We start from the raw sequence: 24,267 nt of genomic DNA, 5'->3' as shown, positions 1-24,267 counted from the left end.
ACCATTCGCACCCACGGTAGTGCCGGCCGCTGGCCGGCAGATTGGCTGTACGGAGAACGCCGGCCAGCGGCCGGCGCTACCAGTAGATCCACGCCCTGCGTGGATGGGCCCTTCTACGCCCGTTGCGCGCGCTTGAGCAGCTTCGCTTCGCGCCTGCGTGCGCGACGTGCGCGCCAGCGCTCGGCCAGGCAGGAGAAGATCACGTACAGCGCCGGCGTGCTGAGCAGGGTCAGGCTCTGCGAGAACAGCAGGCCGCCGATCATCGCGATACCCAGCGGACGCCGCAGCTCGGACCCTTCGCCGAGGCCGATCGCCAGTGGAACCGCGGCCAGGATCGCCACCATCGTGGTCATCATGATCGGCCGGAAGCGCACGATGCTGGCCTCGCGTGCCGCTTCACGCGGTGCCAGCCCATGTTCGCGCTGCGCTACCAGTGCGAAGTCGATCATCATGATCGCGTTCTTCTTGACGATGCCGATCAGCAGCACCAGCGCGATCATCGAGATCACCGACAGTTCGGTATTGGTGCCGAACAACGCCAGCAGCGCACCCACGCCCGCCGCCGGCAGCGTGGACAGGATGGTGACCGGGTGGATCAGGCTCTCGTACAGCATGCCCAGCACCAGGTACACGGTCAGGATCGCGGCAAACACCAGGATCAGCATGTCGCTGGGGTCGGAGTTGAAGCCGAAGCCGGCGTCATCAGCCAGGCGGATGTCGCCGGGCATGCGCATGCCGGCCACGGTCGCATCGATGATCGCCTTGGCCTCGCCCATGCTCACGTTCGGCGCCAGGTTGTAGCTGAGGTCCATCGTCGTGTACTGGTTCTCATGGGTGATCTGCGAAGGCGCCAGCCCCGGCACCTGCTTGGCCACCGCCGTGAGCGGCACCATGTCGCCGTTGCGCGCACGCACATGCACCTCGTCCAGCGCCGCCGGCGTAGCGGTCTGCGAGGGCAGGGCGTTGACCACCACGCTGTACTGGTTGATGTCCGAATAGATGGTCGAGATCTGGCGCTGGCCGAACGCACCGTACAGGGCGCCGTCGATGGCGCCGACCGAAACACCCAGGCGGGCGGCCTTGGCACGGTCGATCTCGATGTTCTGGCGCAGCCCGGCATTGTCCACATCGGTGCCGACGTCGCGCAGCTTCGGGTTCTTCTTCAGCTCCGCCTGCAGCTTGGGCAGCCATTCCTGCAGTGACGCCAGGTCATTCCCCTGCAGCGAGATGCGGTACTGCGCGCCCTGGCTGGAGCCACCGCCATCGTTGCTGGGCAGGTCCTGGATCGCGCGCAGGCGCAGCTGCAGGTCGGGGTAGCGGTCGGCCTTGGCGCTCAGTCGCGCCAGGGCATGTGCGGTGGTTTCGCGGCGGCCTTCCTTGCGTGATTTCAGCTCGACGTTGAACTGTGCGCTGGAGCCCTGGCGACCGCTGCCCAGGCGCACACCCACGGTCTTCACCGCCGGGTCGGCCATCAGCATGTCGGTGATGCGGCGCTGGCGGGCGACCATGTCCTCGAAGGAGACGGTGGCGCTGGAGTTGGCGCGGCCCCAGATCAGGCCGGTGTCCTGCGGCGGGAACGCGCCCTTCTTCACCGCGCCGAACAGGAAGACGGTGGCACCGATCAGCAGCAGCGGCGTCAGCGACAGCAGCAGCGCATGGCGCAGCGAGAAATCCAGGAACACGGTGTAGATGCGCAGCATGCGCTCGTGGCCGGCATCCAGCCAACGGCCGAAGCGCGACGGCGGCGCCGTGTGGTCGTGGGCGCTGAGGAAGCGGCTGCACAGCGCCGGGGTCAGCGTCAGCGACACGATCATCGAGACCACGATGGCCGCCACCAGGGTGACGGTGAATTCGCGGAAGAACGCACCCATCATGCCGCTGGCGAACAGCAGCGGGATGAACACCGCCACCAGCGAGGCGGTGATCGAGACGATGGTGAAGCCGATCTCGCGCGCGCCGGTCAGCGCCGCCTGCATCCGCGGCATGCCTTCGTCGAGGTGGCGCATGATGTTCTCGATCACCACGATCGCATCGTCGACCACGAAGCCGATCGCGATCACCAGCGCCAGCAGGCTCAGGTTGTTCAGGGTGAAACCCATCACGTACATCACCAGCGCGGCACCGGCCAGCGACAGCGGCACGGTCACTGCGGCGATCAGCGTGGGTGCCAGCCGGCGCAGGAACAGCGCCATGGTCAGCACCACCATCGCCAGGCTGATCAGCAGGGTGATCTGCACTTCATGCAGCGACGAGCGGATGGTCGGCGTACGGTCGAAGTACGGTGTCATCGTGGTGCCCGGCTGCAGGTAGTCGCGCAGCGCGGGGATCTGTGCCTTGACCCGGTCCACGGTCTCCACGATGTTGGCGCCGGCGCGGGTGAACACGTACATCACCACCGCCGGCTTGTGGTCGAACCACGCCGCCTGGTAGGCATCCTGCTGGCCGTCGTAGACGTTGGCGATGTCCTTCAGTCGGATCACCCGGCCATCGCCCTGGGTCTTGACCACCAGGTCGGCGAAGTCGGCGGCGCGTGCCACCGAATCGTTGGCGATGATCGCGGTGGTGGTGTTGCCATCGCTGAGGAAGCCGGTGGGTGAGGTCACGTTGGCCGCACGCACCGCGTTGCGCAGGTCATCGGCGGTCAGGCCGAGTGCGTTCATCAGGCGCAGGTTGACGTCCACACGCACCGCCGGCGTCGAGGCACCGGCGATGTCGACCGAAGCAACACCGCTGATCTGGCGGATGCGCTGCGCCAGCAGCGAATCGGCGACGTTATACAGCTCGTCGGCCGACTGCGTCTGCGAAGTCAGCGCGATGGCGATCACCGGGTCGTCGTTCGGGTTCGCCTTCTGGTACATCGGCGAGCCCATGCCCGAGGGCAGGTCGGCCTGCGCCGAATTGATCGCGGTCTGTACGTCCAGCGCGGCCGAATCGATGTTGTGGCCGCTCTGGAAGATCATGAACACCAGCGAGCTGCCTTCCGAGCTCGACGAGCGCATGCGGTCGATGCCCGGCAGCTGGCCGAGATGACGTTCCAGCGGCGCGGTGACCGTGGAGGCCATGGTTGCCGCATCGGCACCGGACTGGCTGGCGTGCACGAAGATCACCGGGATCTCGATGTTCGGCAGCGCCGACACGCCCAGCCGCAGGTAGCAGATCAGGCCGACCATGAACAGGCCGATGGCCAGCAGCGCGGTGCCGATCGGGCGGCGGATGAAGGGGCCGGACAGGTTCATCGTGCGGCCCCCCGCGGCAGCGGGGCGTGGATCATGCCTGCGGCTCCTGCAGCGAACCGTCGCGCAGTGCGCGCTGCTCGCGGCGGCGGGCCAGCCATTCGGAGAAGCGCTCCATATACAGGTAGATCACCGGCGTGGTGTACAGGGTGACCAGCTGCGACAGCAGCAGGCCGCCGACGATGGCGATGCCCAGCGGGCGGCGCAGTTCCGAACCGATGCCGGTGCCCAGCGCCAACGGCAGCGCGCCGAGCATGGCCGCGGCGGTGGTCATCATGATCGGGCGGAAGCGCAGCAGGCAGGCGCGGCGGATCGCTTCATGCGCGTTGGCACCGGCGCGGCGTGCCTCGATCGCGAAGTCCACCATCATGATGCCGTTCTTCTTGACGATGCCGATCAGCAGCACGATGCCGACGATGCCATCCACCGACAGGCTCAGCCCGCACAGCATCAGTGCCAGCAGCGCGCCGACACCGGCCGGCGGCAGCGTGGAGATGATCGTGATCGGGTGAATGTAGCTCTCGTAGAGCACGCCCAGCACGATGTAGATCACCACCAGCGAGGCGAGCAGCAGCCACACCACATCGGTCTGGCTGCCGGTGAATTCGGCGGCCTTGCCGATGAATTCGGCATGCAGGTGGGTGGGCATGTCCAGGCTGTCCTTGGTCTCCTGGATTGCACGCACGGCTTCGGACAGCGAATAGCCCGGCGCCACGTTGAACGAGACCGTCACTGCCGGCAGCTGCTGCTGATGGCTGACCACCAGCGGTGCACTGCTGACCTTGCCTTCGGCCAGTGCCGACAGCGGAATGATGCTGCCCGCGCCGACGGTGATGCCGGTGTTCTGCGCGCCGATGCCGGTAGCCGTCGATGAGTTCGACGAGGTGACCTGGCCGAAACTGGTGGCATTGGTGCCGGTCAGTGCACCGGCACCATTGGAGGCAACGGCCAGCTGTTCCATCAGCGCGGTGCTGGTGCGGAACTCCGGCGCCACTTCCAGCACAACCCGATACTGGTTGAGTTCGGTGAAGATGGTCGAGATCTGGCGCTGGCCGAACGCATCGTAGAGGGTGTCGTCGATGGTCTGCATCGGCACGCCCAGCACGCTGGCCTTGTCGCGGTCGATGTTCAGTTCAAGCGCGCGGCCCTGGTTGGACAGGTTGTTGTCGACGTCGGCCAGTTCCGGGCGCTTGCGCAGTGCTTCGGTCAGGCGCGTGGCCTGGGTGGCCACGGTCGCCGGATCGACGTCCGACAGCGAGTACTGGTACTCGGTGGCGGCCACGCGGGTATCCAGCGTCACGTCCTGGACCGGCTTCAGGTACAGGGCCACGCCCGGAATACCGGCGACGGCCTTCTGCAGGCGCGGCAGGATCTTGTCCAGGCCGTCGCGCTCGCCGCGTTCCTTCAGCACGATCGACAGCTGGCCCTGGTTGAGCGTGGGGTTCATGCTGCCCGCGCCGATGAAGGCTGACACGCCGGTCACGTCCGGGTCCTGGCGCAGCGCTTCGGCCACCTGCTTGGTGCGCTGCTCCATCTGCGGGAAGGCGATGTTCTGGTCAGCCTGGACCACGCCGGTGATCAGGCCGGTGTCCTGTTCGGGCAGCAGGCCCTTGGGAATCAGCACGTACAGCAGCACGGTCAGCACCAGTGCGCCGCCGGCCACGGCCAGGGTCAGGCGCTGGTGGTCCAGCACCCAGTCCAGGCTGCGCTCGTACAGGCCGACGGTGCGCGTCCACAGGTTCTGCTTGCCGGCCGCCGCCGCACGCTCATGTGCGTCCTCGCCTTCGGGCAAGGCGTCGGGCTTGAGCAGGTAGGCGCACATCATCGGGGTCAGCGTCAGCGAGATCAGCATCGACAGCACGACGGCGATGCTCAGCACCCACGCGAACTCGTGGAACAGGCGGCCGGTGACGCCGGGCATCAGCAGCAGCGGCAGGAACACCGCCACCAGCGAAACGGTCAGCGACAGCACGGTGAAGCCGATCTGGCGCGCACCGATTTCGGCCGCTTCCTTGCCACTCTTGCCCTGCTCGATGTAACGCACGATGTTCTCGATCATCACGATCGCATCGTCGACCACGAAGCCGGTGGCCACCACCAGCGCCATCAGCGAGAGGTTGTCCAGCGACATGCCGGCAAAGGCCATCACCGCGAAGGTGCCGGCCAGCGACAACGGCACCGCCACCGAGGGAATGATCGTGGCCCACAGGCGGCGCAGGAACACGAAGATCACCGCCACCACCAGGCCGATGGTCAGGATCAGGGTGAACTGCACCTCATGCACCGAGGCGCGGATGGTCTCCGTACGGTCGTTGAAGATCTCCAGGTGCACGTCGGCTGGCAGCACGCCCTGCAGCTGCGGCAGGATCGCGCGGATGCGCTCGACGGTCTGCACGATGTTGGCGCCGGGCTGGCGGCGCACTTCCAGCAGCACCGCCGGCTTGCCATCGGCCCAGGCGGCCAGCTGGTCGTTCTCCACGCCATCAACCACTTCGGCCACGTCGGACAAACGCACGGGACGTCCGTTCTTGTAGCTGATGATGGTGTCGCGGTACTCGGCGGCACTGGTGAGCTGGTCGTTGGTACCAATGCTGTAGGACTGGGTCTTGCCGTTCAGCGAACCCTTCGGCGCGTTGACGTTGGCCTGGGTCAGCGCGCTGCGCAGCTGTTCCAGGGTCAGGCCCATGTTCGACAGCTGCGCCGGATTGACCTGGATGCGCACGGCCGGGCGCACGTTGCCGGCGATCGAGACCAGGCCCACGCCCTGCACCTGCGACAGTCGCTGGGCCAGGATCGAGTCGGCGTAGTTGTTGACGTCGCGCAGCGGGCGCGTGTCAGAGGTCAGTTTCAGGGTGACGATGGCCGCGTCGGCCGGATTCACCCGGTTGTAGACCGGCTGGTAGGGCAGCGACGAGGGCAGGGTGGCCTGGCGGATCGCCGCCTGCACGTCCTGCGCGGCAATGTCGATGTTCCGGTCCATCGAGAACTGCAGGATGATCGTGGACAACCCGGCCGACGAGTCGGAGGTCATCAGCTCCAGCCCGGAGATCTGCCCGAACTGGCGCTCCAGCGGCGTGGTGACCAGCGAGGCCATGGTGGTGGCGTTGGCGCCGGGGTACTGGGTGGTGACCACCAGGCTGGGCGCATCGATTTCCGGCAGCGCCGACACCGGTAGCTTGCGGTAACCGAGGATGCCCAGCAGCAACAGGCCCGCCATCAGCAGCGAGGTGGCGATGGGGCGGCGGATGAAGATCGTCGAAAAGCCCACGGACTGATCCTTGCTGGCACTTCAATGTCGGCGCCGGCAGGCTTGCCGGCGCGAGGGAGGTCGGTAGCCTGCGCTCAGCGCGGGCCGCCGCCACGACGGCCACCGCCGCCGTTCTTCTGCTCGGCGGCCTTCAGCTCGGCTTCGGTCGGCACCGCCGGGGTTTCGCCCGGCTTCAGCGCGGTGACCTTGCTGCCCGGCTTCAAGCGGAACTGGCCTTCACTGACCACCCGCTCGCCGCCCTTCAGGCCCTCGGCGATCTGCACCTGGCTGTCACCCACTTCCACGCCGCTGCGCACGGTCTGCATCTTCACCGTGTTGTCGCCCTGCACCACATAGACGTACTCGCCGTCCGGGCCACGCAGTACGGCCTGGGTCGGAATGACCACGCCACCGGCAATCGTGCGCAGCTGCATGCGCACGTTGACGAACTGGCCCGGCCACAGGCCGTTGTCGGTGTTGTCGAAGATCGCGCGCGCCTTGAACGTGCCGCTGTCGGCACTGATCAGGTTGTCGACCACGTCAAGCTTGCCGTCGCCGGACAGCACGTGCGAATCGGCGCGGTCCAGTGCCGCGACGGGTACCGCACCGGCGGCCTGCGCCTGGCGCACATCGCCGAGCTGGCGCTCGGGCAGGTTGAACAGCACGTGGATCGGATGGATCTGGGTCAGCGTGACCAGCGCGGTGCCGGCGTTGACCACGTTGCCGGCGTCGACCGCGCGGATGCCGGCGATGCCGGTGATCGGCGCGGTGACCTTGGTGTACTGCAGCTGCACCTGCGCCGAGCGCATGCTGGCCTCGTTCGCCGCGACTGCGCTTTCGTACTGTGCCACTTGGTTTCGCTGTGTATCCAGATCGGTCTTGGCGACGAACTGGCGATACTCCGGCGCGTTCGAGCGCTGGTAGTTGGAACGCGCGGTGGCCAGCAGCGCCTCGTTCTGGCGCTTGGAGGCCACGGCCTGGTCATAGCTGGCCTGGGCGGTGCGCGGGTCGATCACCGCCAGCACATCGCCCTTCTTCACTTCCTGGCCTTCGCGGAAATTCAGGCTCATCAGCTGGCCGCCAACCTGCGGGCTGACGGTGACGGTGTTCATTGCGGTCACCGTACCCAGCGCGCTGGCATAGACCGGCACGTCCTGGCGTGCCGCATCCACCACGGTCACCGGCACCGGGCCGGCATCGGGGTCTTCACCGCCCTGGCGCGCAGCTGCCGCCGGGCCACCGGCTTTGTCCTTGCCCCCGCCGAGTACGCGCAGGCCGACCACGGCCAGCACCAGTACCGCCACGACCAGCAGCACGATCTTCCAAACACGTGACATTCAAGGACTCCAAGAGGGCTGGACGGGGCACGGCCCCGGTTGGCAATGCGCAAAGCATACCTGCGCCACATCACGTTTCCTGCATGACGGATGGGACGGGCGCTAAGACCGGATCCGGCCGCGGAGGTTCCCGTAGCGGCGGTGTTGCCCTACATTCAGCTGGAACCCCCTGCCGTGGAGATCGTGATGCGCCGTTCGTTGCTGCTGTCCGCCCTGCTGCTGGCCTTGCCGGCTCTTGCCCACGCCCAGGACGGGCAGCGCCCGGAGGTGACCGCTGCCGCCCAGCGGCTGCAGGCCAAGGTGGTGGAATGGCGGCGCGACTTCCACCAGCACCCGGAACTGTCCAACCGTGAGGTGCGCACCTCGGCTGAGGTCGCCAAGCGCCTGCGTGCGATGGGCCTGAAGCCGAAGACCGGCATCGCCCACCACGGCGTGGTGGCGATCATTGAAGGTGGCAAGCCCGGGCCGAAGATCGCCCTGCGTGCGGACATGGACGCGCTGCCGGTGACCGAACAGACCGGCCTGCCGTTCGCCTCCAAGGCCACCGACCAGTACCGCGGGCAGACCGTGGGCGTGATGCATGCCTGCGGCCATGACGCGCACACCGCCACCCTGCTCGGCGTGGCCGAGGCACTGGTGTCGATGAAGAAGGATCTGCCGGGCCAGGTGATGCTGATCTTCCAGCCGGCCGAAGAGGGTGCACCGCCGCCGGAAGAGGGTGGTGCTGCCCTGATGCTGAAGGAAGGCCTGTTCGCCGACTTCAAGCCGGAAGCCGTGTTTGGCCTGCATGTGTTCTCCAGCGTGCAGGCTGGGCAGATCGCGGTGCGCGGTGGCCCGCTGATGGCCGCCTCGGATCGTTTCGGGATCAAGGTGATCGGTCGCCAGACGCATGGCTCGGCGCCGTGGAACGGTGTTGATCCGATCGTGGCCACCGCTGACCTGGTCGGCACCGCGCAGACCATCGTCAGCCGCCGCGCGAACCTGTCCAAGCAGCCGGCGGTGCTGACCTTCGGCGCGATCAACGGGGGCATCCGCTACAACATCATTCCGGATGAAGTGGAAATGGTCGGCACCATCCGTACCTTCGACGAAGGCATGCGGCAGCAGATCTTCACCGACCTGCGCAATGTGGCCGAGCACACCGCCGCCGCGCACGGTGCCAAGGCGGTGACGGACATCTACGAGTCGGAGGGCAATCCGGCCACGGTGAACGACCCGGCGCTGACCGCGAAGATGCTGCCGAGCCTGCAGGCGGTGGTGGGCAAGGACAACGTGTACGAGCCACCGCTGCAGATGGGTGCGGAGGATTTCTCGCTGTACGCGAAGGAAGTGCCGGGGATGTTCTTCTTCGTCGGTTCGACCAGCGTGGGCATCGACCCGGCGACGGCACCGGCGAATCATTCGCCGAAGTTCCTGCTGGATGAGAAGGCGCTGGATGTGGGACTGCGCGCGCTGCTGCAGGTGAGCCTGGATTACCTGCACGGTGCAGGTACTCCCGCGGGGTGAGGGTTTCCGGCAGGGCTTGCAGCCCTGCACCCGCAGAGGCCAAGGCAACAGCCGGAGCAACGGCAGAAGCCGGCTATCTGTGGGTTGGCGGGGCGGGTCCGGTGGCAGGGGACGGCGCAAGTACGTCCCTGTAGCCTCGGTCGCCGCATCCATGCGGCTCACGCCCCTGCCACCGGACGCACCCCGCCTTCGACAGTTTCCCGCGATCTGTCGGAACGGCGCTCTGCTTTGGTAGGTGTCGACCTTGGTCGACACGGGCAGACATCGAGTAATGTCTGAAGGATCAGCTTTTGATTTTGATTTTCTGATCTTTTCCGTGGTGGATCGGCGGCAGAAATGTGTCCGGGGGCCGGGCGGATGGGGCTGGCGGGGTATCCGCGCCATGGAAGGCGCGGCTAAGCCTCCAGGGACGGATTCACGGCGTCCCCGCCAGCCCCATCCGCCCGGCCCACTCCCGGGAATCCAGGCTTTCGACGACCCAACACCCCACCACGGAGGGGCTCCGCCGTTGGCCGGCCCGGCCGAAGGCCCGCCGTCCGCGCGATACAATGCCCCCATGAACACCCCACAGGATTCCAGCCTCGGTCGCGAGGTCAGTTACCCGTCGCAGTACGATCCCGGCCTGCTGTTTCCCATCCCCCGCAGCGGTGCCCGCGCCGAGATCGGCCTCGACGACGCCGCGCTGCCGTTCGTCGGCCATGACCGCTGGCATGCCTTCGAGCTGAGCTGGCTCGACACGCGTGGCAAGCCGCAGGTCGCCGTCGCCACCGTGCAGGTGCCGTGCACCTCGCCGCAGCTGATCGAATCGAAGTCGTTCAAGTTGTACCTCAACTCCCTCAACAGCACCCGTATCGACAGCGCCGAGGCGCTGCGCGCGCGCATCGTGGCGGATCTGTCGACCTGCGCCGGTGCGCCGGTCCAGGTCGAGTTCGGCCTGCCGGGCCTGCGCGAGACGCCGCTCGGTGAATCCATCGACGGGCTGGACGTGGAGATCGACTGCTACGGCCCGCCGCAGGCGGACTTCCTCGCCGCCGATGCGGGTGAGGTGGTGGAGGAGACCCTGGTCTCGGCGCTGCTGAAGTCCAACTGCCCGGTCACCGGCCAGCCGGACTGGGCAACGGTCAGCCTGCGTTACCGTGGGCCGAAGATCGACCGCGCGGGCCTGCTGCGCTACCTGGTCAGCTACCGCGAGCACGCCGAGTTCCACGAGCAGTGCGTTGAGCGGATCTTCAGCGAAGTGTCCGCCCGCTGCCAGCCGCAGTGGCTGGAAGTGGAGGCCCGCTATACCCGCCGTGGTGGCCTGGACATCAATCCCTGGCGCGCCAGCCCCGGCATCGCTGCCCCGGCCGCGACCTACCGCGAACTGCGGCAATAACCGCCGCAGGCGGTTACGGGTAATGCCGGCCGCTGGCCGGCAACCGCAGGGAACCCGCATCCAGGGCCAGTGCAAGCCGGCCAGCGGCCGGCACTACCGGGCGCCGGCTCTCCCGATTGTTCAGCCGCCCCCGGGGGCGGCTTCACATCTGCACCATCCCCATTTAACAACCGCCATGGCAACGTGCGAACCACGTAGTCATGCAGACGGGAGTTGTGGATGAGTACCGAGAAGAAAGCCGATTTCTCCGGCGTCAGTGGCAGCGTCGACAGTACCGCCGAGCAGGTGCCGAAGGCGGACTTCTCTGGCGTCAGCGCTTCGGTGGACAGCACCGCAGACGTCGTCAGCGGCGGCACCTACACCGTGCAGAAGGGTGACTCGTTGTCGAAGATCGCCAAGCAGCATCTGGGCGACGCCAATGCCTGGAAGAAGATCTTCGAAGCCAATCGCGATGTGCTTGACGACCCGGACAAGATCTTCCCGGGCCAGACCCTGAAACTGCCGCCGAAGTAAACGGCGATCGAACGCCGTCCGACAATCCCTGGGAGGAACCCCGAATGATCAAGACCACCCCGCTCCAGACCGCCCTCATCGCCGCCCTGCTGGGCAGCGTTGCCCTGGTTGGTTGCAAGAAGAAGGAAGAGTCGACCGACAACAACGCCGCGCCCGCCGCAACCGCTCCGGCCGAGCCGGCACCGGCGCCGATGACCGGCGCGCCGCCGCCGATGGCTGAAGCCGCTGCAGTCAGCGTCTCGGCGGTCACCGTGGGCAAGACCGCTGCCGCCGACAAGTCGGTTGCAACGACGGCATTGTTCGCACCGAAGGATGACGTCATCGTCTCGGTCAAGACCGACGGTGCCGCCAACAACGTCACCGTTGGCGCGAAGCTGACCTACCAGGACGGCCAGGTGGCCGGCGAACAGAACGCCACCCTGAACACCAGTGGTGCGGAAACCACCAACGTCACCTTCAAGAATGCAAAGGGCTGGCCGGCCGGCAAGTACCGCGCCGAAGTCACCGTCGATGGCAAGGCGGCCGGAACGCCGCAGGAGTTCGAGGTCAAGTAAGTCCTGCCGACTCTCTCCCGGCAGGGCTCACGATGGACGCAGCCGCGAGGCTGCGTCCTTTTTTGTTGGGCGACGGTTGGCGCTATCCACGCATGGCGTGGATCTACTGACAACCGGGCCGTGCTTCATCCACACCGTGCGTGGATGGATCACAGCGTTGCCGGCACGCAGTACCGCCGCGTATGGCGCGGCTTTGCCCCGCGCGGCTGAAAACGCGACAATGCAGGGGTTTCCCCGCCGCGCGCCCACCCTGACGGCGACGGGGGAAAGCGCGGGGCCCGGCCTCGCGCGCGACACGGTTGCACGTGGCCCGGCGCTGGCGCCGGCCTTCCCCTGAGCATTGCTACAGAGTCCAAGTCCCCCATGTCCAAGATCCTCTACACGCTGACCGACGAAGCACCGTTCCTGGCCACCCAGTCGCTGCTGCCGATCGTCGACGCCTATACCTCCACTGCCGGCATCGCGGTGGAAACCCGTGACATCTCGCTGTCCGGCCGCATCCTGTCGCTGTTCCCGGAACTGCTGAGCGACGCGCAGAAGGTCAGCGACGACCTGGCCGAGCTGGGCCAGCTGGCGACCACCCCGGACGCCAACATCATCAAGCTGCCGAACATCTCCGCTTCGGTGCCGCAGCTGAAGGCGGCCATCAAGGAACTGCAGGACCAGGGCTATCCGCTGCCGGATTACCCGGAAACCCCGGCTGACGACCAGCAGCGCGACTACAAGGCGCGCTATGACAAGGTCAAGGGCAGCGCGGTGAACCCGGTGCTGCGCGAAGGCAACTCCGACCGCCGCGCACCGCTGTCGGTGAAGAACTATGCGCGCAAGCACCCGCACCGCATGGGCGCCTGGGCCTCGGATTCGAAGTCGCACGTCGCGCACATGGCTGCCGGTGATTTCTACGGCAGCGAAAAGTCGGCCACCCTGGCCAACGCCGGTTCGCTGAAGATCACCTTCCACGGCAAGGACGGCAGCACCGTCGTGCTGAAGGAAAAGACCGCGGTGAAGGCCGGCGAGATCGTCGACGCCGCCGTCATGAGCCGCAAGGCACTGGCCGCCTTCATCGGCGAGCAGATCGCCGATGCCAAGGCCCAGGGCGTGCTGTTCTCGCTGCACCTGAAGGCGACCATGATGAAGGTCTCCGATCCGATCATGTTCGGCGTGGCGGTCAACGAGTTCTACAAGGACGTGCTGGCCAAGCACGCCGACGTGCTCAAGCAGGCGGGTTTCGATGCCAACAACGGCATCGGTGACCTGGCCGCACGCCTGCCGTCGCTGCCGGAAGCCACCCGCGCTGCGATCGAAGCCGACCTCGCCGCCGAGTACGCACAGCGTCCGGGCGTGGCCATGGTCAACTCGGACAAGGGCATCACCAACCTGCACGTGCCGAGCGACGTGATCGTCGACGCCTCGATGCCGGCGATGATCCGCGACTCCGGCAAGATGTGGAACGCCGAAGGCAAGCTGCAGGACACCAAGGCGGTCATTCCGGATCGCTGCTACGCCGGTGTGTACCAGGCCGTCATCGACGACTGCAAGGCGCACGGCGCCTTCGACCCGGCCACCATGGGTTCGGTGCCGAACGTCGGCCTGATGGCGCAGAAGGCCGAAGAGTACGGCTCGCACGACAAGACCTTCCAGATCGCTGCCGATGGCGTGGTCAAGGTCACCGACGATGCCGGCACCGTGGTGTTCGAGCACGCCGTGGAAGCCGGTGACATCTGGCGCATGTGCCAGACCAAGGACGCGCCGATCCAGGACTGGGTCAAGCTGGCCGTCGAACGCGCCCGCCTGAGCAGCACCCCGGCCGTGTTCTGGCTCGATGCCGCCCGCGCCCACGACGCGCAGGTCATCGCCAAGGTCGAGCAGTACCTGAAGAACCACGACACCAGCGGCCTGGATATCCGCATCCTTCCGCCGGTGGAAGCCACCGCGTTCTCGCTGGACCGCATCCGCAAGGGCGAGGACACCATCTCGGTGACCGGCAACGTGCTGCGCGACTACCTGACCGACCTGTTCCCGATCATGGAGCTGGGTACCAGCGCCAAGATGCTGTCGATCGTGCCGCTGATGGCCGGTGGCGGCCTGTTCGAGACCGGCGCCGGTGGTTCGGCCCCGAAGCACGTGCAGCAGTTCGTTGAAGAGGACTACCTGCGCTGGGATTCGCTGGGCGAATTCCTGGCCTTGGCCGCGTCGCTGGAACACCTGGGCAACCGCTACGACAACGCCGCAGCCCGCGTGCTGGCCAAGGCGCTGGACGAAGCCAACGGCCAGTTCCTGGACAACGACAAGTCGCCGTCGCGCAAGCTGGGTGGCATCGACAACCGTGGCAGCCACTTCTACATCGCGCTGTACTGGGCGCAGGCGCTGGCCGCGCAGGACGAAGACGCCGCACTGAAGGCACGCTTCGCCCCGCTGGCCAAGGCGCTGACCGACAACGAGCAGAAGATCGTTGACGAGCTGATCGCGGTACAGGGCAAGGCCGTGGACATTGGTGGCTACTACCGCCCGGACGTGGCCAAGGCCAGCAAGGCGATGCGCCCGAGCGCGACCTTCAACGCCGCGCTGGAGCAGCTGCGCGGCTGATCCATCGCCGCTCGGCCGTGACACCGGAACCCGCGCTTCGGCGCGGGTTTCTTTTTGGGCCAGGATTACTGCGGCCCTTCATCCACGCATGGCGTCGATCTACCGGGGACCAGAACCGTGACATCCATCGGCTGTCGGAATGCCGTCAAAGGGGCATGAAACTTGCCCGCGATGGCCGTCGCAGAACGGATAGGAGACAGCCTGCAACCGCCCTCGATCTGAGCAGTCGATCACGACGGCTGCCGCTGGCGATGCCCTAGCCTTGGCGACGCGAGGCCACCGGGGAGGTGGCCGCACGGGGAACACGGATGGCACGCGTGCTGGTAGTGGGAACCGACATCCAGGGCGAGCAGGCCCTGCTGCAGCGGCTGCGCGTGGCATCGGCCCTGCCGGACGGCCAGATCCGCCGCAGCCAGGACCTGGATGATTGCGATCTGCTGGTCATCCGCGATACGCCGGCGCTGCGCAACGCGGCCCAGCGCATGCGTCAGCAGCGTCCGCGACTGCAGTGCTGGATCGAAGACCTGGGCGGCCAGCTGCGTGACGGTGATGGGCACCAGGACGTGCTTGACGATGGTGCCATCGGCCGCGCGCTGCGCCGCATGCAGTTGGCACCGGAGCCCATGGCCATGCACGCACCCGCACCGATCCGTCTGGCCGATGGTGCACACGCCATCACCCGCCTGCTGCGCGAGCGGCTGCCGCTGCGACAGGGGCAGGCACTGTTGAGTGATGCGGGCGAGCCTCTGCTGCTGATGGATCTGGAGCACGACCAGGCCGTGCTGCTGCAGGAACCGGCTGCGGCGCTGGTGGAGCGTCTGGCCGATGCCTTCGAACGCCTGCAACTGGATGCGCTGACACCCGCGCGCCTGCAGGCGCTGGCCGGTGAGCGGCCACGCCAGCCACTGCGACCGCTGCTGTGGCAGTGGGCGCAACGCAGCCGCCATTGGCAGGCATTGGACGAGCGCCTGCGTGGCGCTTCAGTGAAGCTGCTGCGCTGGCCGGACTTCCGCGTACTGGGCCACGACCATGATGGCTTCCGCCTGTGTTCGCTGCTGCTCAAGCGCGCGTGCACGGTTGACGAGTGCGTGATGCTGCTCGAGTTGCCGGCTGCGGCGGTACGCGATTTCATCCATGCCGCCTACCTGTGCGGCTACGCGCAGCTGCAGACTGCACCGGCGACGCCGCTGATGGCGACAGGTGGCACCCGCACCGACAACGGCCTGCTTGCCCGCCTGTGGCGGCACCTGCGCGGGAGCGAACGCAATGCGTGAGCACAAGGTGGTGGTGCTGGGCGGCATGGGCAGCGGCAAGTCGACCCTGGTACGCAGCATCGCGGTTGGCGCGGTGGTCGACACGGATGTGGCCAACAGTGATCGCCTTGGCGCCGACAAGGCGTCCACCACCGTGGCGCTGGACTACGCAGACATCGACCTGCCCAATGGCGAACGCCTGCGGTTGTACGGAACACCCGGCCAGCAGCGTTTCGATTTCCTGTGGCCGATCCTGCTGCAGGGCGCGCGTGGCGCGGTGCTGCTGCTGGATGCGCGTCGTGCCGGGCTGGCCAGCGAGCTGGAGGACTACCTGCAGGTGCTGCAGCCGTTCGCATCATCCTTGGCACTGGTGGTGGCGGTCACCCACCTGGACCAGGCACCGCAGGCCGCACTGGATGACTGGGCCGCCCGTGCCAGCCTTGACGACCAACCACTGCCGCTGCTGGCGGTGGATGCCCGCGACCGCGAACAGGGACTGTTGCTGATGGATGTACTGATGAGCGAAATGGAAGCGCACGCACTGGTGGCGGCGCATGGCTGACGGGCAGATGGCGGTACTGCCCGATGCCGGTCAGCGTGAGCGCCTGCAGCCGCTGCTGCAGGACCTGCAGCAGCGCGTGGAAGGCGTGCGCACGGTGGTGCTGGCCAGTGTCGATGGCTTCGCCCTGGTCAGTGCCGGGGCCGAAGGGCGCGGTGAGCGGCTGGCGGCGATGACCAGCGCGATGCTGGCGCTGGCCGCGGCAGTTGGCCGCGAACTGCTGCTGGGCGATCTGCAGACGCTGATGCTGGAGGCCGCGGGCGGCAAGGTGCTGATGCTGGCGATCCAGGCCGAAGGGCGCGCACCGCTGCTGCTGATGGCGGCCTGCGACCAGCGCAGCGTGATCGGCCAGGTGCTGTGGCAGAGCAGGGAATGTGGCCAGGCGATCCTGGCCGAACTCGGCGGATCGTGAGCCCGGCCGCAGGGGAACGAGGGGCTCGAACCAACATCGACAAGGGGTGCGACGTGGCTGGATTGAATGAATCGTTGAACGCACTGATGGGCATCGACGGCGCGCAGGCAGTGGCGCTGGTCGACTACGAAAGCGGCATGCTGCTGGGCGAAGCCGGTGCCGGCATGGACATGGAAGTGGCCGCCGCCGGCAACACTGAAGTGATCCGCGCCAAGATGAAGACCGCCGCGTCGCTGAACCTCAACGACAGCATCGAGGACATCCTGATCTCGCTGGGCAAGGCGTACCACATCATGCGCCCGGTGGCGAAGAAGAAGGGCCTGTTTTTCTACATCGTGCTGGACCGGACCAAATCCAACCTGGCGCTGGCGCGGCGCAAGGTGCAGGACATAGAGGCCGAACTGGCGATCTGAGCCACCGGCGCGTTGTAGAGTCGAGCTTGCTCGACTGCTTCTGCCCCTGCCTTCTGTAGAGTCGAGCCGTGCTCGACTTCGGCCAAAAGCAGTCGAGCATGGCTCGACTCTACACAAGCCACCCCACGCCAGCGTATGGTGGAGACGGTCCTCCCCGGGTACGCCGTGCATGTCAGAGCCTGTCATCGCAACCGTACTGGCGCCGCGTATCGCCGGTGCCATCCGCGATGGTTTCGAGCAGTACCATGCCCGCTTCGCGGCGATCACCGTGCGGGCGCGGCAGCGCTTTGAGCAGCGCGATTGGGCTGGTGCGCGACAGGATGCGGTCGAGCGCATCGCCCTGTACGACCTGTGCATCGCCGAGCAGATGGATGCGTTGCGCCGCCTCGCCGGTGACGCGATCGGCGAGCGTGCGCTGTGGCTGCAGGTGCACGCGCAGTACAGCGGGCTGCTGCAGGGCCTGATCGACGCCGAGCTGTACAAGACCTTCTACAACACGCTGTCGCGGCGCCTGTTCGCTACCCGCGGCGTGGACCCGGCGCTGGAATTCATTGCTTTCGACGTCGAGCCCTCCGATGCAATCACCCATCCTGTCGCGCGGCATACCTACGCGGTCTCGCCGACGCGGCCGGTGGAGGCCCTGCAACGCGTCCTGGCCGACTACCGTTTCGACATCCCCTATGCGCACCAGCTGCGCTGTGCGGCGGCCATCGCCGTGCGCCTGCAGGACGACCTCGCCCATTGGGGGGACACGCCGGTACGCAGCATCGAACTGCTCGACACGGTGTTCTACCGCGAGCGCCGCGCTTACCTGGTTGGCCGCGTGTTCGGCGAGCATCGCTTTTCGCCATGCGTGATTGCCCTGGTCAACGATGCGCGCGGCCTGCGTGCCGATGCGGTACTGACCCGGCGCCGCGATGTCGCCCATCTGTTTGGCGTGTCGCGCAGCTACTTCCAGGCTGACCTGGGCACCGTGGGCGACGCGGTGGTGTTCCTGCGCAGCCTGCTGCCGGGCAAGCCGATCGACGAGATCTACACGGTGCTGGGACGTGCCAAGCAGGGCAAGACCGAGCGCTACCGAACCTTCTTCCGCCACTTCAACGAGCATCCGCAGGAACGGCTGGTGCATGCCGAAGGCACGCCGGGCATGGTCATGGCGGTGTTCACCCTGCCCAGTTATCCATTGGTGTTCAAGCTGATCCGCGACCGTTTCGCCTGGCCCAAGGCAATGTCGCGGCAGCAGGTGGAAGAGAAGTACGCGCTGGTGTTCAATCTCGATCGTGTCGGCCGCCTGCTTGATGCGCAGCCTTATCGCCACCTGCGTTTTCCGCGCGAGCGCTTCGCGCCGGCCCTGCTGGAAGAGCTGCTGCAGCAGTGCGCGCAGAGCGTACGTGTCGATGGCGACGAGGTCGAAGTCGCACTGTGCTATGTGCAACGTCGTTTCCGTCCTTTGAACCTGTACCTGCGCGAGCAGTCAGGCGAGGCGGTGCGCGCGGCGGTGCTCGACTACGCGCAGGCGATCACCGACATGGCGCGCAACAACATCTTCCCCGGCGACATGCTGCCGAAGAACTTCGGTGTGTCACGGCACGGCCGGGCCGTGTTCTATGACTATGACGAGCTGTGCCTGGTCAGCGACTGCGTGTTCCGCGCCTGGCCGCAGCCACGCACGCCGGAGGAAGCGATGGCCGACGAGCCGTGGTTCCATGTCGGCCCGCGCGACGTGTTTCCCGAGCGCTTCGGTCCGTTCATGGGCCTGCCTGCTGCGGAGCTGGCAGCCGTGCGCGAGCACTACCGGCACCTGTTCGACCCGGGCTGGTGGCAGGGCCTGCAGGAACGCTTCGCCCGGGGTGATTATCCGGACACGCCGCCCTACGCGGGCGCACACCGGCTGGCGTGAACCGGCTGTCATGGCGGCTGGGACTGGGATAGGCTCGCCGTTCATCACCAAGGATCCGGCAATGATGCGTTCCCCACTGTTTCTCGCCCTCGCGTTGGCCGTAGGTGCCGGCGCCCCCCTGCTTGCAGGCGATGCCACTGCGCAGACCGCACGTGCTGTACGTGCGACTGCGGAAATGAGCATGGTGCTGTCCGGTCATATCGAGGTCACGCCGGAGGGAGCGGTCCGTTCGCTGGTGCTGGACCAGAAAGCCATGGTGGCCCCGAGCATCGCCTCCTTCGTGGAAGGCACCATCGGTGGCTGGCGCTTCGAGCCCACACTGCGCGATGGCCAGGCGGTGGCCACGCGGGCCCCTTTGCGCGTTCGCCTGCGCGGCAAGGCTGCGGCCGATGGCGGTTATGAAATCAGCATGACCAGTGTCGACTTCAGCGAGTACGATCCGAAGGCCACCGATTCGGTGACCCAGCTGCACATGACGCCGCCGCGCTACCCGGAAGCGGCCTACCGTAACGGTGGCCAGGGTGAGGTGCTGCTGTTGGTCAAGGTGGCCCGTGACGGAACGGTGGCCGATGTGGCCGCCGAGCAGGTGAACATGGCCGTGGTCGCACCTGAGCGGACCCTGGCGAAGATGCGCGACATCCTGGCCAGAGCCAGTGTCAGCACCGCCCGCACGTGGACCTTCAAGCCGCCGACCACCGGCGAGGACAGCACCCGGGACAGCTGGACGGTTCGCATCCCGGTGAACTTCGCCCTGAACAATGATCCCAATGCAGTGGCGGAACGCTATGGCCGCTGGCGCGCCTTCATTCCGGGGCCGCGGCAGACCGTCCCGTGGCGCGAGGCGGACCCGGTCGAGCAGGTCGGCAGCGATCTGCTGCCGGAAGGCGGCGTCTACATGGTGGACGGCGCCAAGCGCGGCCTGCGCCTGCTGACCCCGCTGGCGCAGGGCTGAGACCCGCTGCGGAGCCGGGCAGCCCGGCTCCGCGTCAGTCGGCGTACGGGTAGACCACCACCCGGTTGCGGCCCTGTTCCTTGGCCATGTACAGGGCCTTGTCGGCCAGCCGCAATGCCTGCTCGGCGTCGACATGGAAGCTGGGGAAGTGGGCCACGCCCAGCGATACGGTGATGGTGCCGACCGGTTCGAACGGATGGTCGGCGATGTGCTGGCGCAGGCGTTCACCGGCCTGGCGGGCCGATTCAGTACTGATGCCCGGCAGCAGCAGCAGGAATTCCTCGCCGCCGGCGCGGCAGAGGATGTCGCTGTCGCGCGAGTAGCGGCGCATCTGGTCGGCGATGTGGACGATGGCGTTGTCGCCGACGTCATGCCCGTAACTGTCGTTGATCGACTTGAAGCGATCGATGTCCAGCGCCAGGATCGCGAACGGAATGCCCTGCACCTGCAGCGCATCCAGCGCCTGCTGCAGCCCGCGGCGGTTGAGCAGGCCGGTCAGCGGGTCGGTGCGGCTGGCACGGTTGAGCGTGCCGATACGATCCTGCAGCGCATTGAAGCTGTGCAGCACCGCCTGTTTGAGCTGGGCGACCTCGAAGTACCAGGCGCGGATGCCGCTGACGTGGTTGATCGCGTTGCCGGTGTCCTCGCCGCCCTGCACATTGCGCGCCAGTTGCCACAGCGGCATCGAAATGCGGCGTGCGAACCACCAGGTGACCAGCAGCGACAGCAGGCCGAGTGGAATCGCATTCCAGATCACTGCGGTCATCAACCGCGACAGCGGCTGCAGGGTGGCCTCGGTCGGGCGCTGCGCGATGATGCCCCAGCCGGTGGCCGCCACCGGTGCATAGCCGGCCAGCATCGACACGCCGCGGTTGTTGCGTACCTGTTGTGCGCCCCGTTCTCCGCGCACCACGGCCTTCACCGCCGGGTTGCCGACCACGTAGTCACCCACCCGCTTGCCATCGGCGTGGTACAGCAGGCGGCCATTGCGGTCCACCACGTACAGGTAGGAACCGTCGCGGTAGTAGTGCTTGCCCAGCAGCGTGTGCAGTGCACTGCGCTGGCGCAGGTACAGGGTGCCGCTGACATAGCCGCGATAGCGGCCCTGGCGGTCGAAGATCGGGTGCGACAGCGACACCAGCAGCTTGCCGGTGGCCGATTGGTACGGATCACTGATCATCGGCTGGCGCGCCGCCAGTGCCGCGTTGTTGCCGACACTGTGCAGCACTTCACCCTGCAGCTGCAGGGTCTGCGGCGAGGTGGCGATCACTAGGCCGTCGGCGTCCACCACCAGCGAGGAGTTGAAGCTGCTGGACTGCAGCTGCAGGCGGCTGGCTTCATCCTGGGCCTGCTTCGGATCAAGGTCGTCCTCGCCCAGGCGGGTCGCGGCATAGGCCAGCTGCTGCTGCGCGGCCAGCAGGAAGTTCTGGGTGGTCTCGGCCAGCTTGGTGGCGTAGACGCGGTTGGCTTCCAGGGTATTGCCGACCAGCTGGTCGCGCTGCACCCGGTAGCTGGCCAGCAGGGTGTTGGCCAGGGCGATGATGGCGCTGAGCAGGGCCAGGGCGAGGATCAGCTTGCCCAGGTTGAGGCGGGGGGACAGCGTTCGCATGCGTCGACGGATCCGGCAGGAGGCTGGACCCGACCGGTTCTCCGGAAGGGGCGACAGCGGGAATCGGTGGCCGGGCCCACGGGGCCGGGCAGGGTATCGCGCGGATTATCGCCAAAAGCGGGCGCCAGCGAAGTGAAGTGCGTCGCCCTGCAGGCAAAAAAAAACCTGCCGCAGCGAGCGGCAGGTTTCTTCTGATGCAGCGCCAGGGATCAGCGCTTCATCGAACCGAAGAACTCGTCGTTGGACTTGGTGTTCTTCATCTTGTCCAACAGGAACTCCATCGCGGCCATTTCATCCATCGGATGCAGCAGCTTGCGCAGGATCCAGATCTTCTGCAGCAGCTCCGGTTCGATCAGCAGGTCTTCGCGGCGGGTGCCGGAACGGTTGATGTCGATGGCCGGGAACACGCGCTTTTCAGCGATACGGCGGCTCAGGTGCACTTCGCTGTTGCCGGTGCCCTTGAACTCTTCGTAGATCACCTCGTCCATCTTCGAGCCGGTGTCGACCAGCGCGGTGGCGATGATGGTCAGGCTGCCGCCTTCTTCCACGTTGCGCGCGGCACCGAAGAAGCGCTTCGGGCGGTGCAGGGCGTTGGCGTCCACACCACCGGTCAGCACCTTGCCCGAGCTCGGCACCACGTTGTTGTAGGCGCGGGCCAGGCGGGTGATCGAGTCGAGCAGGATCACCACGTCCTTCTTGTGCTCGACCAGGCGCTTGGCGCGCTCGATGACCATTTCGGCCACCTGCACGTGGCGCGCGGCCGGCTCGTCGAAGGTCGAGCTAATGACCTCGCCGCGCACGGTGCGCTGCATTTCGGTCACTTCTTCCGGGCGCTCGTCGATCAGCAGCACGATCAGGTGCACGTCCGGATGGTTGGTGGTGATGGCGGTGGCGACCTGCTGCATCATCATGGTCTTGCCGGCCTTCGGCTGCGACACGATGAGCGAGCGCTGGCCCTTGCCCTGCGGGGCCATCAGGTCGAGGATGCGGCCGGTGATGTCTTCCGACGAACCGTTGCCGCGCTCCAGGGTGAAGCGGCGGCGCGGGAACAGGGCGGTCAGGTTCTCGAACAGCACCTTGTTCTTCGACGCTTCGATCGGCTCGCCGTTGATGGTGTCGACGATGTTCAGCGCGAAGTAGCGCTCGCCGTCCTTCGGGAAGCGGATGCGGCCGGAGATGTGGTCGCCGGTGCGCAGGTTGAAGCGGCGGATCTGGCTGGGCGAGATGTAGGTGTCGTCCGGGCCGGCCAGGTAGCTGGCTTCAGCCGCGCGCAGGAAGCCGAAGCCGTCCGGCAGGATTTCCAGCACGCCGTCGGCGGCGACGCCGTCACCGTGGCGGGTCAGCACCTTCAGCAGGGCGAAGATCACGTCCTGCTTGCGGGCACGGGCCACGCCTTCGGAGATCTGCAGCTGCTCGGCGATTTCCAGCAGCTTCTGTGCCGGCATGCGCTTGAGGTCGCTCAGCGAGTAGACCGGGAAGCCCTCGGGCACGTTGGCGTGCGGGCGCGGCACGAACGGCTGCTGCTCGCCGCCGTCGTTGGGCAGGCCATCGTCGCGGAAGCGGTTGTTGCGGTCACGGTCGCGGCGGTTGCGGAAGCGGTCACGGCGGTTGCCCTGACCTTGCCCCTGGCCCTGCTGGCCGTTCTGGTTGTACGGGTTCTGGCCCTGGTTCTGGCCGCCCCCCTGGTGGTTCTGCTGGCGCGGCTGGCCGGATTCGCGACCCTCACCGCCTTCGCCACCGCCACTGCTGGCAGGGGCCTCGGCGGCGGGCGCGCTCGGTGCAGGGGCAGCAGCCGGTGCCTCGGGCGCGGCGGCCAGCGGCAGGGTCGGCTGCGCCGGCGCGGCGCTGGTTTCGGCGGCTGCCGGAGCGGCGGCCTTGCTCACGCGGGGCTTGCGCACGCGCTTTTCGGCGGGCGCATCGGCGCTGCCGGTTTCGGAAGTGTTATCGGACAAGAGCGTTATTCCTCGCTTGAAGGTGCGAGCGCCCGGCTGGGGCGGCGAACGTTGGGAATGGGTCTGGAAGAAACTGCGTCCAGAGGGTGCGGCACGCGAACGCGGCCGGATATGCCGACACTATCATCGGCCTGCGGCGCCACGCAAGGGTCGCCGGGAACAGCATTCATCATGGGCGCGGGGCGCCCGCCGGCAGCCGCGGTCGGCGGCTGCCGGAGAACAGCAGGATCAGGCCAGGGCCTTGTCCAGCAGGCCGGCCAGCTGGGCCTTGCCCACCGCACCGATCTGCTCGCCGACCTTCTCGCCGTCCTTGAACACGACCAGGTACGGAATCGAACGCACGTGGTACTTGGCGGCCAGCGCACGGTTGTGGTCGACGTTGACCTTGGCGATCTTGGCGCGGCCCTGGTAGGCATCGGCCAGTTCGTCCAGCGCCGGGGCGATCATCTTGCACGGGCCACACCACTCGGCCCAGAAATCGACCAGCACCGGTTCCTTGGAATTCAGCACTGCGCTATCAAAGTCGGCGTCGCCGACATGTACAACCTTGTCGCTCATCTTGGTTTCTCGTCTTGGATTGCACCCGGTCATGCCGGAGGTGGGTGAACTGGGCCATGCCCGGTGGCGCGACCCTCGTCGTTGCCTCGCGGCGCACTGCCGCGGTGCGTTCGGCGGGATGCCTGGACGCTCACGGCCGGCAGTGTACCCCTATCGCAGGGCGGGGACAGGCGCCGGCTGGAACCCAGCGTATCGTGATCGCTTCGATGCCTGGTATGTGTCGGATTTCACTGTCTTCCTGTACATGGGGCTGGCAGCGGGCGACACCAGCGGCCCTGGCAGGGCCGTTCAAGTCCGGTGTGGCTGGG

17 protein-coding genes are annotated in these 24,267 nt (G+C 67.0%); 11 read left to right on the top strand and 6 right to left on the bottom strand.

The window, feature by feature from the left end:
- Positions 1-113: 113 nt before the first annotated feature.
- The 3 genes from ACZK33_RS21355 to ACZK33_RS21345 form a co-directional block, all read right to left on the bottom strand.
- Complete coding sequence (locus ACZK33_RS21355; protein ID WP_049424064.1) at positions 114-3,236, bottom strand: efflux RND transporter permease subunit; 3,123 nt, start codon at positions 3,234-3,236, stop codon at positions 114-116.
- 31 nt (positions 3,237-3,267) lie between these two features.
- A complete protein-coding gene (locus ACZK33_RS21350; protein ID WP_100437674.1) occupies positions 3,268-6,501 on the bottom strand; it encodes an efflux RND transporter permease subunit in 3,234 nt (1,077 codons plus the stop codon).
- 74 nt (positions 6,502-6,575) lie between these two features.
- Positions 6,576-7,817, bottom strand: a complete 1,242-nt coding sequence (locus tag ACZK33_RS21345; protein ID WP_032127184.1) for an efflux RND transporter periplasmic adaptor subunit — start codon at positions 7,815-7,817, stop codon at positions 6,576-6,578.
- 186 nt (positions 7,818-8,003) lie between these two features.
- On the opposite strand from ACZK33_RS21345, the gene ACZK33_RS21340 reads away from it, so the two are divergent.
- From ACZK33_RS21340 to ACZK33_RS21290, 11 genes are all read left to right on the top strand, one after another.
- Complete coding sequence (locus ACZK33_RS21340; protein ID WP_423174190.1) at positions 8,004-9,323, top strand: M20 family metallopeptidase; 1,320 nt, start codon at positions 8,004-8,006, stop codon at positions 9,321-9,323.
- A gap of 556 nt (positions 9,324-9,879) precedes the next feature.
- Entirely contained in the window at positions 9,880-10,698 is an 819-nt protein-coding gene (gene queF, locus ACZK33_RS21335) for an NADPH-dependent 7-cyano-7-deazaguanine reductase QueF (protein WP_423174189.1), read from the top strand.
- A 219-nt stretch (positions 10,699-10,917) separates the two neighbouring features.
- Positions 10,918-11,211 carry a LysM peptidoglycan-binding domain-containing protein gene (locus ACZK33_RS21330; protein WP_005419771.1) on the top strand — a complete coding sequence of 98 codons (294 nt, stop codon included), beginning with the start codon at positions 10,918-10,920 and terminating at the stop codon, positions 11,209-11,211.
- Between the two features lie 44 nt (positions 11,212-11,255).
- Positions 11,256-11,765, top strand: coding sequence for a hypothetical protein (locus tag ACZK33_RS21325; RefSeq protein WP_121504242.1), 510 nt, complete (start codon positions 11,256-11,258; stop codon positions 11,763-11,765).
- A 363-nt stretch (positions 11,766-12,128) separates the two neighbouring features.
- Positions 12,129-14,351, top strand: coding sequence for an NADP-dependent isocitrate dehydrogenase (locus tag ACZK33_RS21320; RefSeq protein ID WP_049401649.1), 2,223 nt, complete (start codon positions 12,129-12,131; stop codon positions 14,349-14,351).
- Positions 14,352-14,659: 308 nt separating this feature from the next.
- On the top strand, positions 14,660-15,625 hold the full coding sequence (locus tag ACZK33_RS21315; RefSeq protein WP_132810897.1) for a hypothetical protein: 966 nt from the start codon (positions 14,660-14,662) through the stop codon (positions 15,623-15,625).
- On the top strand, positions 15,618-16,166 hold the full coding sequence (locus tag ACZK33_RS21310; RefSeq protein ID WP_071229345.1) for a GTP-binding protein: 549 nt from the start codon (positions 15,618-15,620) through the stop codon (positions 16,164-16,166). Before ACZK33_RS21315 ends, ACZK33_RS21310 begins: the two co-directional genes overlap by 8 nt.
- Positions 16,159-16,575: a roadblock/LC7 domain-containing protein gene (locus ACZK33_RS21305; protein WP_049401646.1), complete on the top strand. Its 417-nt coding sequence runs from the start codon at positions 16,159-16,161 to the stop codon at positions 16,573-16,575. Before ACZK33_RS21310 ends, ACZK33_RS21305 begins: the two co-directional genes overlap by 8 nt.
- Positions 16,576-16,628: 53 nt before the next feature.
- Positions 16,629-16,988, top strand: a complete 360-nt coding sequence (locus tag ACZK33_RS21300; RefSeq protein WP_423174188.1) for a hypothetical protein — start codon at positions 16,629-16,631, stop codon at positions 16,986-16,988.
- Between the two features lie 169 nt (positions 16,989-17,157).
- Complete coding sequence (gene aceK, locus ACZK33_RS21295) at positions 17,158-18,888, top strand: bifunctional isocitrate dehydrogenase kinase/phosphatase (RefSeq protein ID WP_478453842.1); 1,731 nt, start codon at positions 17,158-17,160, stop codon at positions 18,886-18,888.
- A 61-nt stretch (positions 18,889-18,949) separates the two neighbouring features.
- On the top strand, positions 18,950-19,840 hold the full coding sequence (locus tag ACZK33_RS21290; RefSeq protein WP_032130286.1) for an energy transducer TonB: 891 nt from the start codon (positions 18,950-18,952) through the stop codon (positions 19,838-19,840).
- A gap of 34 nt (positions 19,841-19,874) precedes the next feature.
- On the opposite strand, the gene ACZK33_RS21285 is transcribed toward ACZK33_RS21290, so the two are convergent.
- From ACZK33_RS21285 to trxA, 3 genes are all read right to left on the bottom strand, one after another.
- Positions 19,875-21,449 (bottom strand): sensor domain-containing diguanylate cyclase, encoded by a 1,575-nt coding sequence (locus ACZK33_RS21285; protein ID WP_032130287.1) that lies wholly within the window; start codon positions 21,447-21,449, stop codon positions 19,875-19,877.
- 209 nt (positions 21,450-21,658) lie between these two features.
- Positions 21,659-23,401, bottom strand: a complete 1,743-nt coding sequence (gene rho, locus ACZK33_RS21280) for a transcription termination factor Rho (protein WP_029379723.1) — start codon at positions 23,399-23,401, stop codon at positions 21,659-21,661.
- Positions 23,402-23,629: 228 nt separating this feature from the next.
- Entirely contained in the window at positions 23,630-23,959 is a 330-nt protein-coding gene (gene trxA, locus ACZK33_RS21275; protein ID WP_005411275.1) for a thioredoxin, read from the bottom strand.
- Positions 23,960-24,267: the final 308 nt, after the last annotated feature.

The sequence above is a fragment of the Stenotrophomonas sp. 86156_Sma genome (assembly GCF_056481625.1).
Note: the sequence above shows the minus strand (reverse complement) of the source record. Positions and strands in the feature narration are given on the sequence as shown.

What these genes read in the sequence shown, in the direction of transcription:
- ACZK33_RS21355 (WP_049424064.1), bottom strand. Translation starts at nt 3,236, where the DNA reads ATGAACCTGTCCGGCCCCTTCATCCGCCGCCCGATCGGCACCGCGCTG.
- ACZK33_RS21345 (WP_032127184.1), bottom strand. Translation starts at nt 7,817, where the DNA reads ATGTCACGTGTTTGGAAGATCGTGCTGCTGGTCGTGGCGGTACTGGTG.
- ACZK33_RS21340 (WP_423174190.1), top strand. Translation starts at nt 8,004, where the DNA reads ATGCGCCGTTCGTTGCTGCTGTCCGCCCTGCTGCTGGCCTTGCCGGCT.
- queF (WP_423174189.1), top strand. Translation starts at nt 9,880, where the DNA reads ATGAACACCCCACAGGATTCCAGCCTCGGTCGCGAGGTCAGTTACCCG.
- ACZK33_RS21330 (WP_005419771.1), top strand. Translation starts at nt 10,918, where the DNA reads ATGAGTACCGAGAAGAAAGCCGATTTCTCCGGCGTCAGTGGCAGCGTC.
- ACZK33_RS21325 (WP_121504242.1), top strand. Translation starts at nt 11,256, where the DNA reads ATGATCAAGACCACCCCGCTCCAGACCGCCCTCATCGCCGCCCTGCTG.
- ACZK33_RS21320 (WP_049401649.1), top strand. Translation starts at nt 12,129, where the DNA reads ATGTCCAAGATCCTCTACACGCTGACCGACGAAGCACCGTTCCTGGCC.
- ACZK33_RS21315 (WP_132810897.1), top strand. Translation starts at nt 14,660, where the DNA reads ATGGCACGCGTGCTGGTAGTGGGAACCGACATCCAGGGCGAGCAGGCC.
- ACZK33_RS21310 (WP_071229345.1), top strand. Translation starts at nt 15,618, where the DNA reads ATGCGTGAGCACAAGGTGGTGGTGCTGGGCGGCATGGGCAGCGGCAAG.
- ACZK33_RS21305 (WP_049401646.1), top strand. Translation starts at nt 16,159, where the DNA reads ATGGCTGACGGGCAGATGGCGGTACTGCCCGATGCCGGTCAGCGTGAG.
- aceK (WP_478453842.1), top strand. Translation starts at nt 17,158, where the DNA reads ATGTCAGAGCCTGTCATCGCAACCGTACTGGCGCCGCGTATCGCCGGT.
- ACZK33_RS21290 (WP_032130286.1), top strand. Translation starts at nt 18,950, where the DNA reads ATGATGCGTTCCCCACTGTTTCTCGCCCTCGCGTTGGCCGTAGGTGCC.
- ACZK33_RS21285 (WP_032130287.1), bottom strand. Translation starts at nt 21,449, where the DNA reads ATGCGAACGCTGTCCCCCCGCCTCAACCTGGGCAAGCTGATCCTCGCC.
- trxA (WP_005411275.1), bottom strand. Translation starts at nt 23,959, where the DNA reads ATGAGCGACAAGGTTGTACATGTCGGCGACGCCGACTTTGATAGCGCA.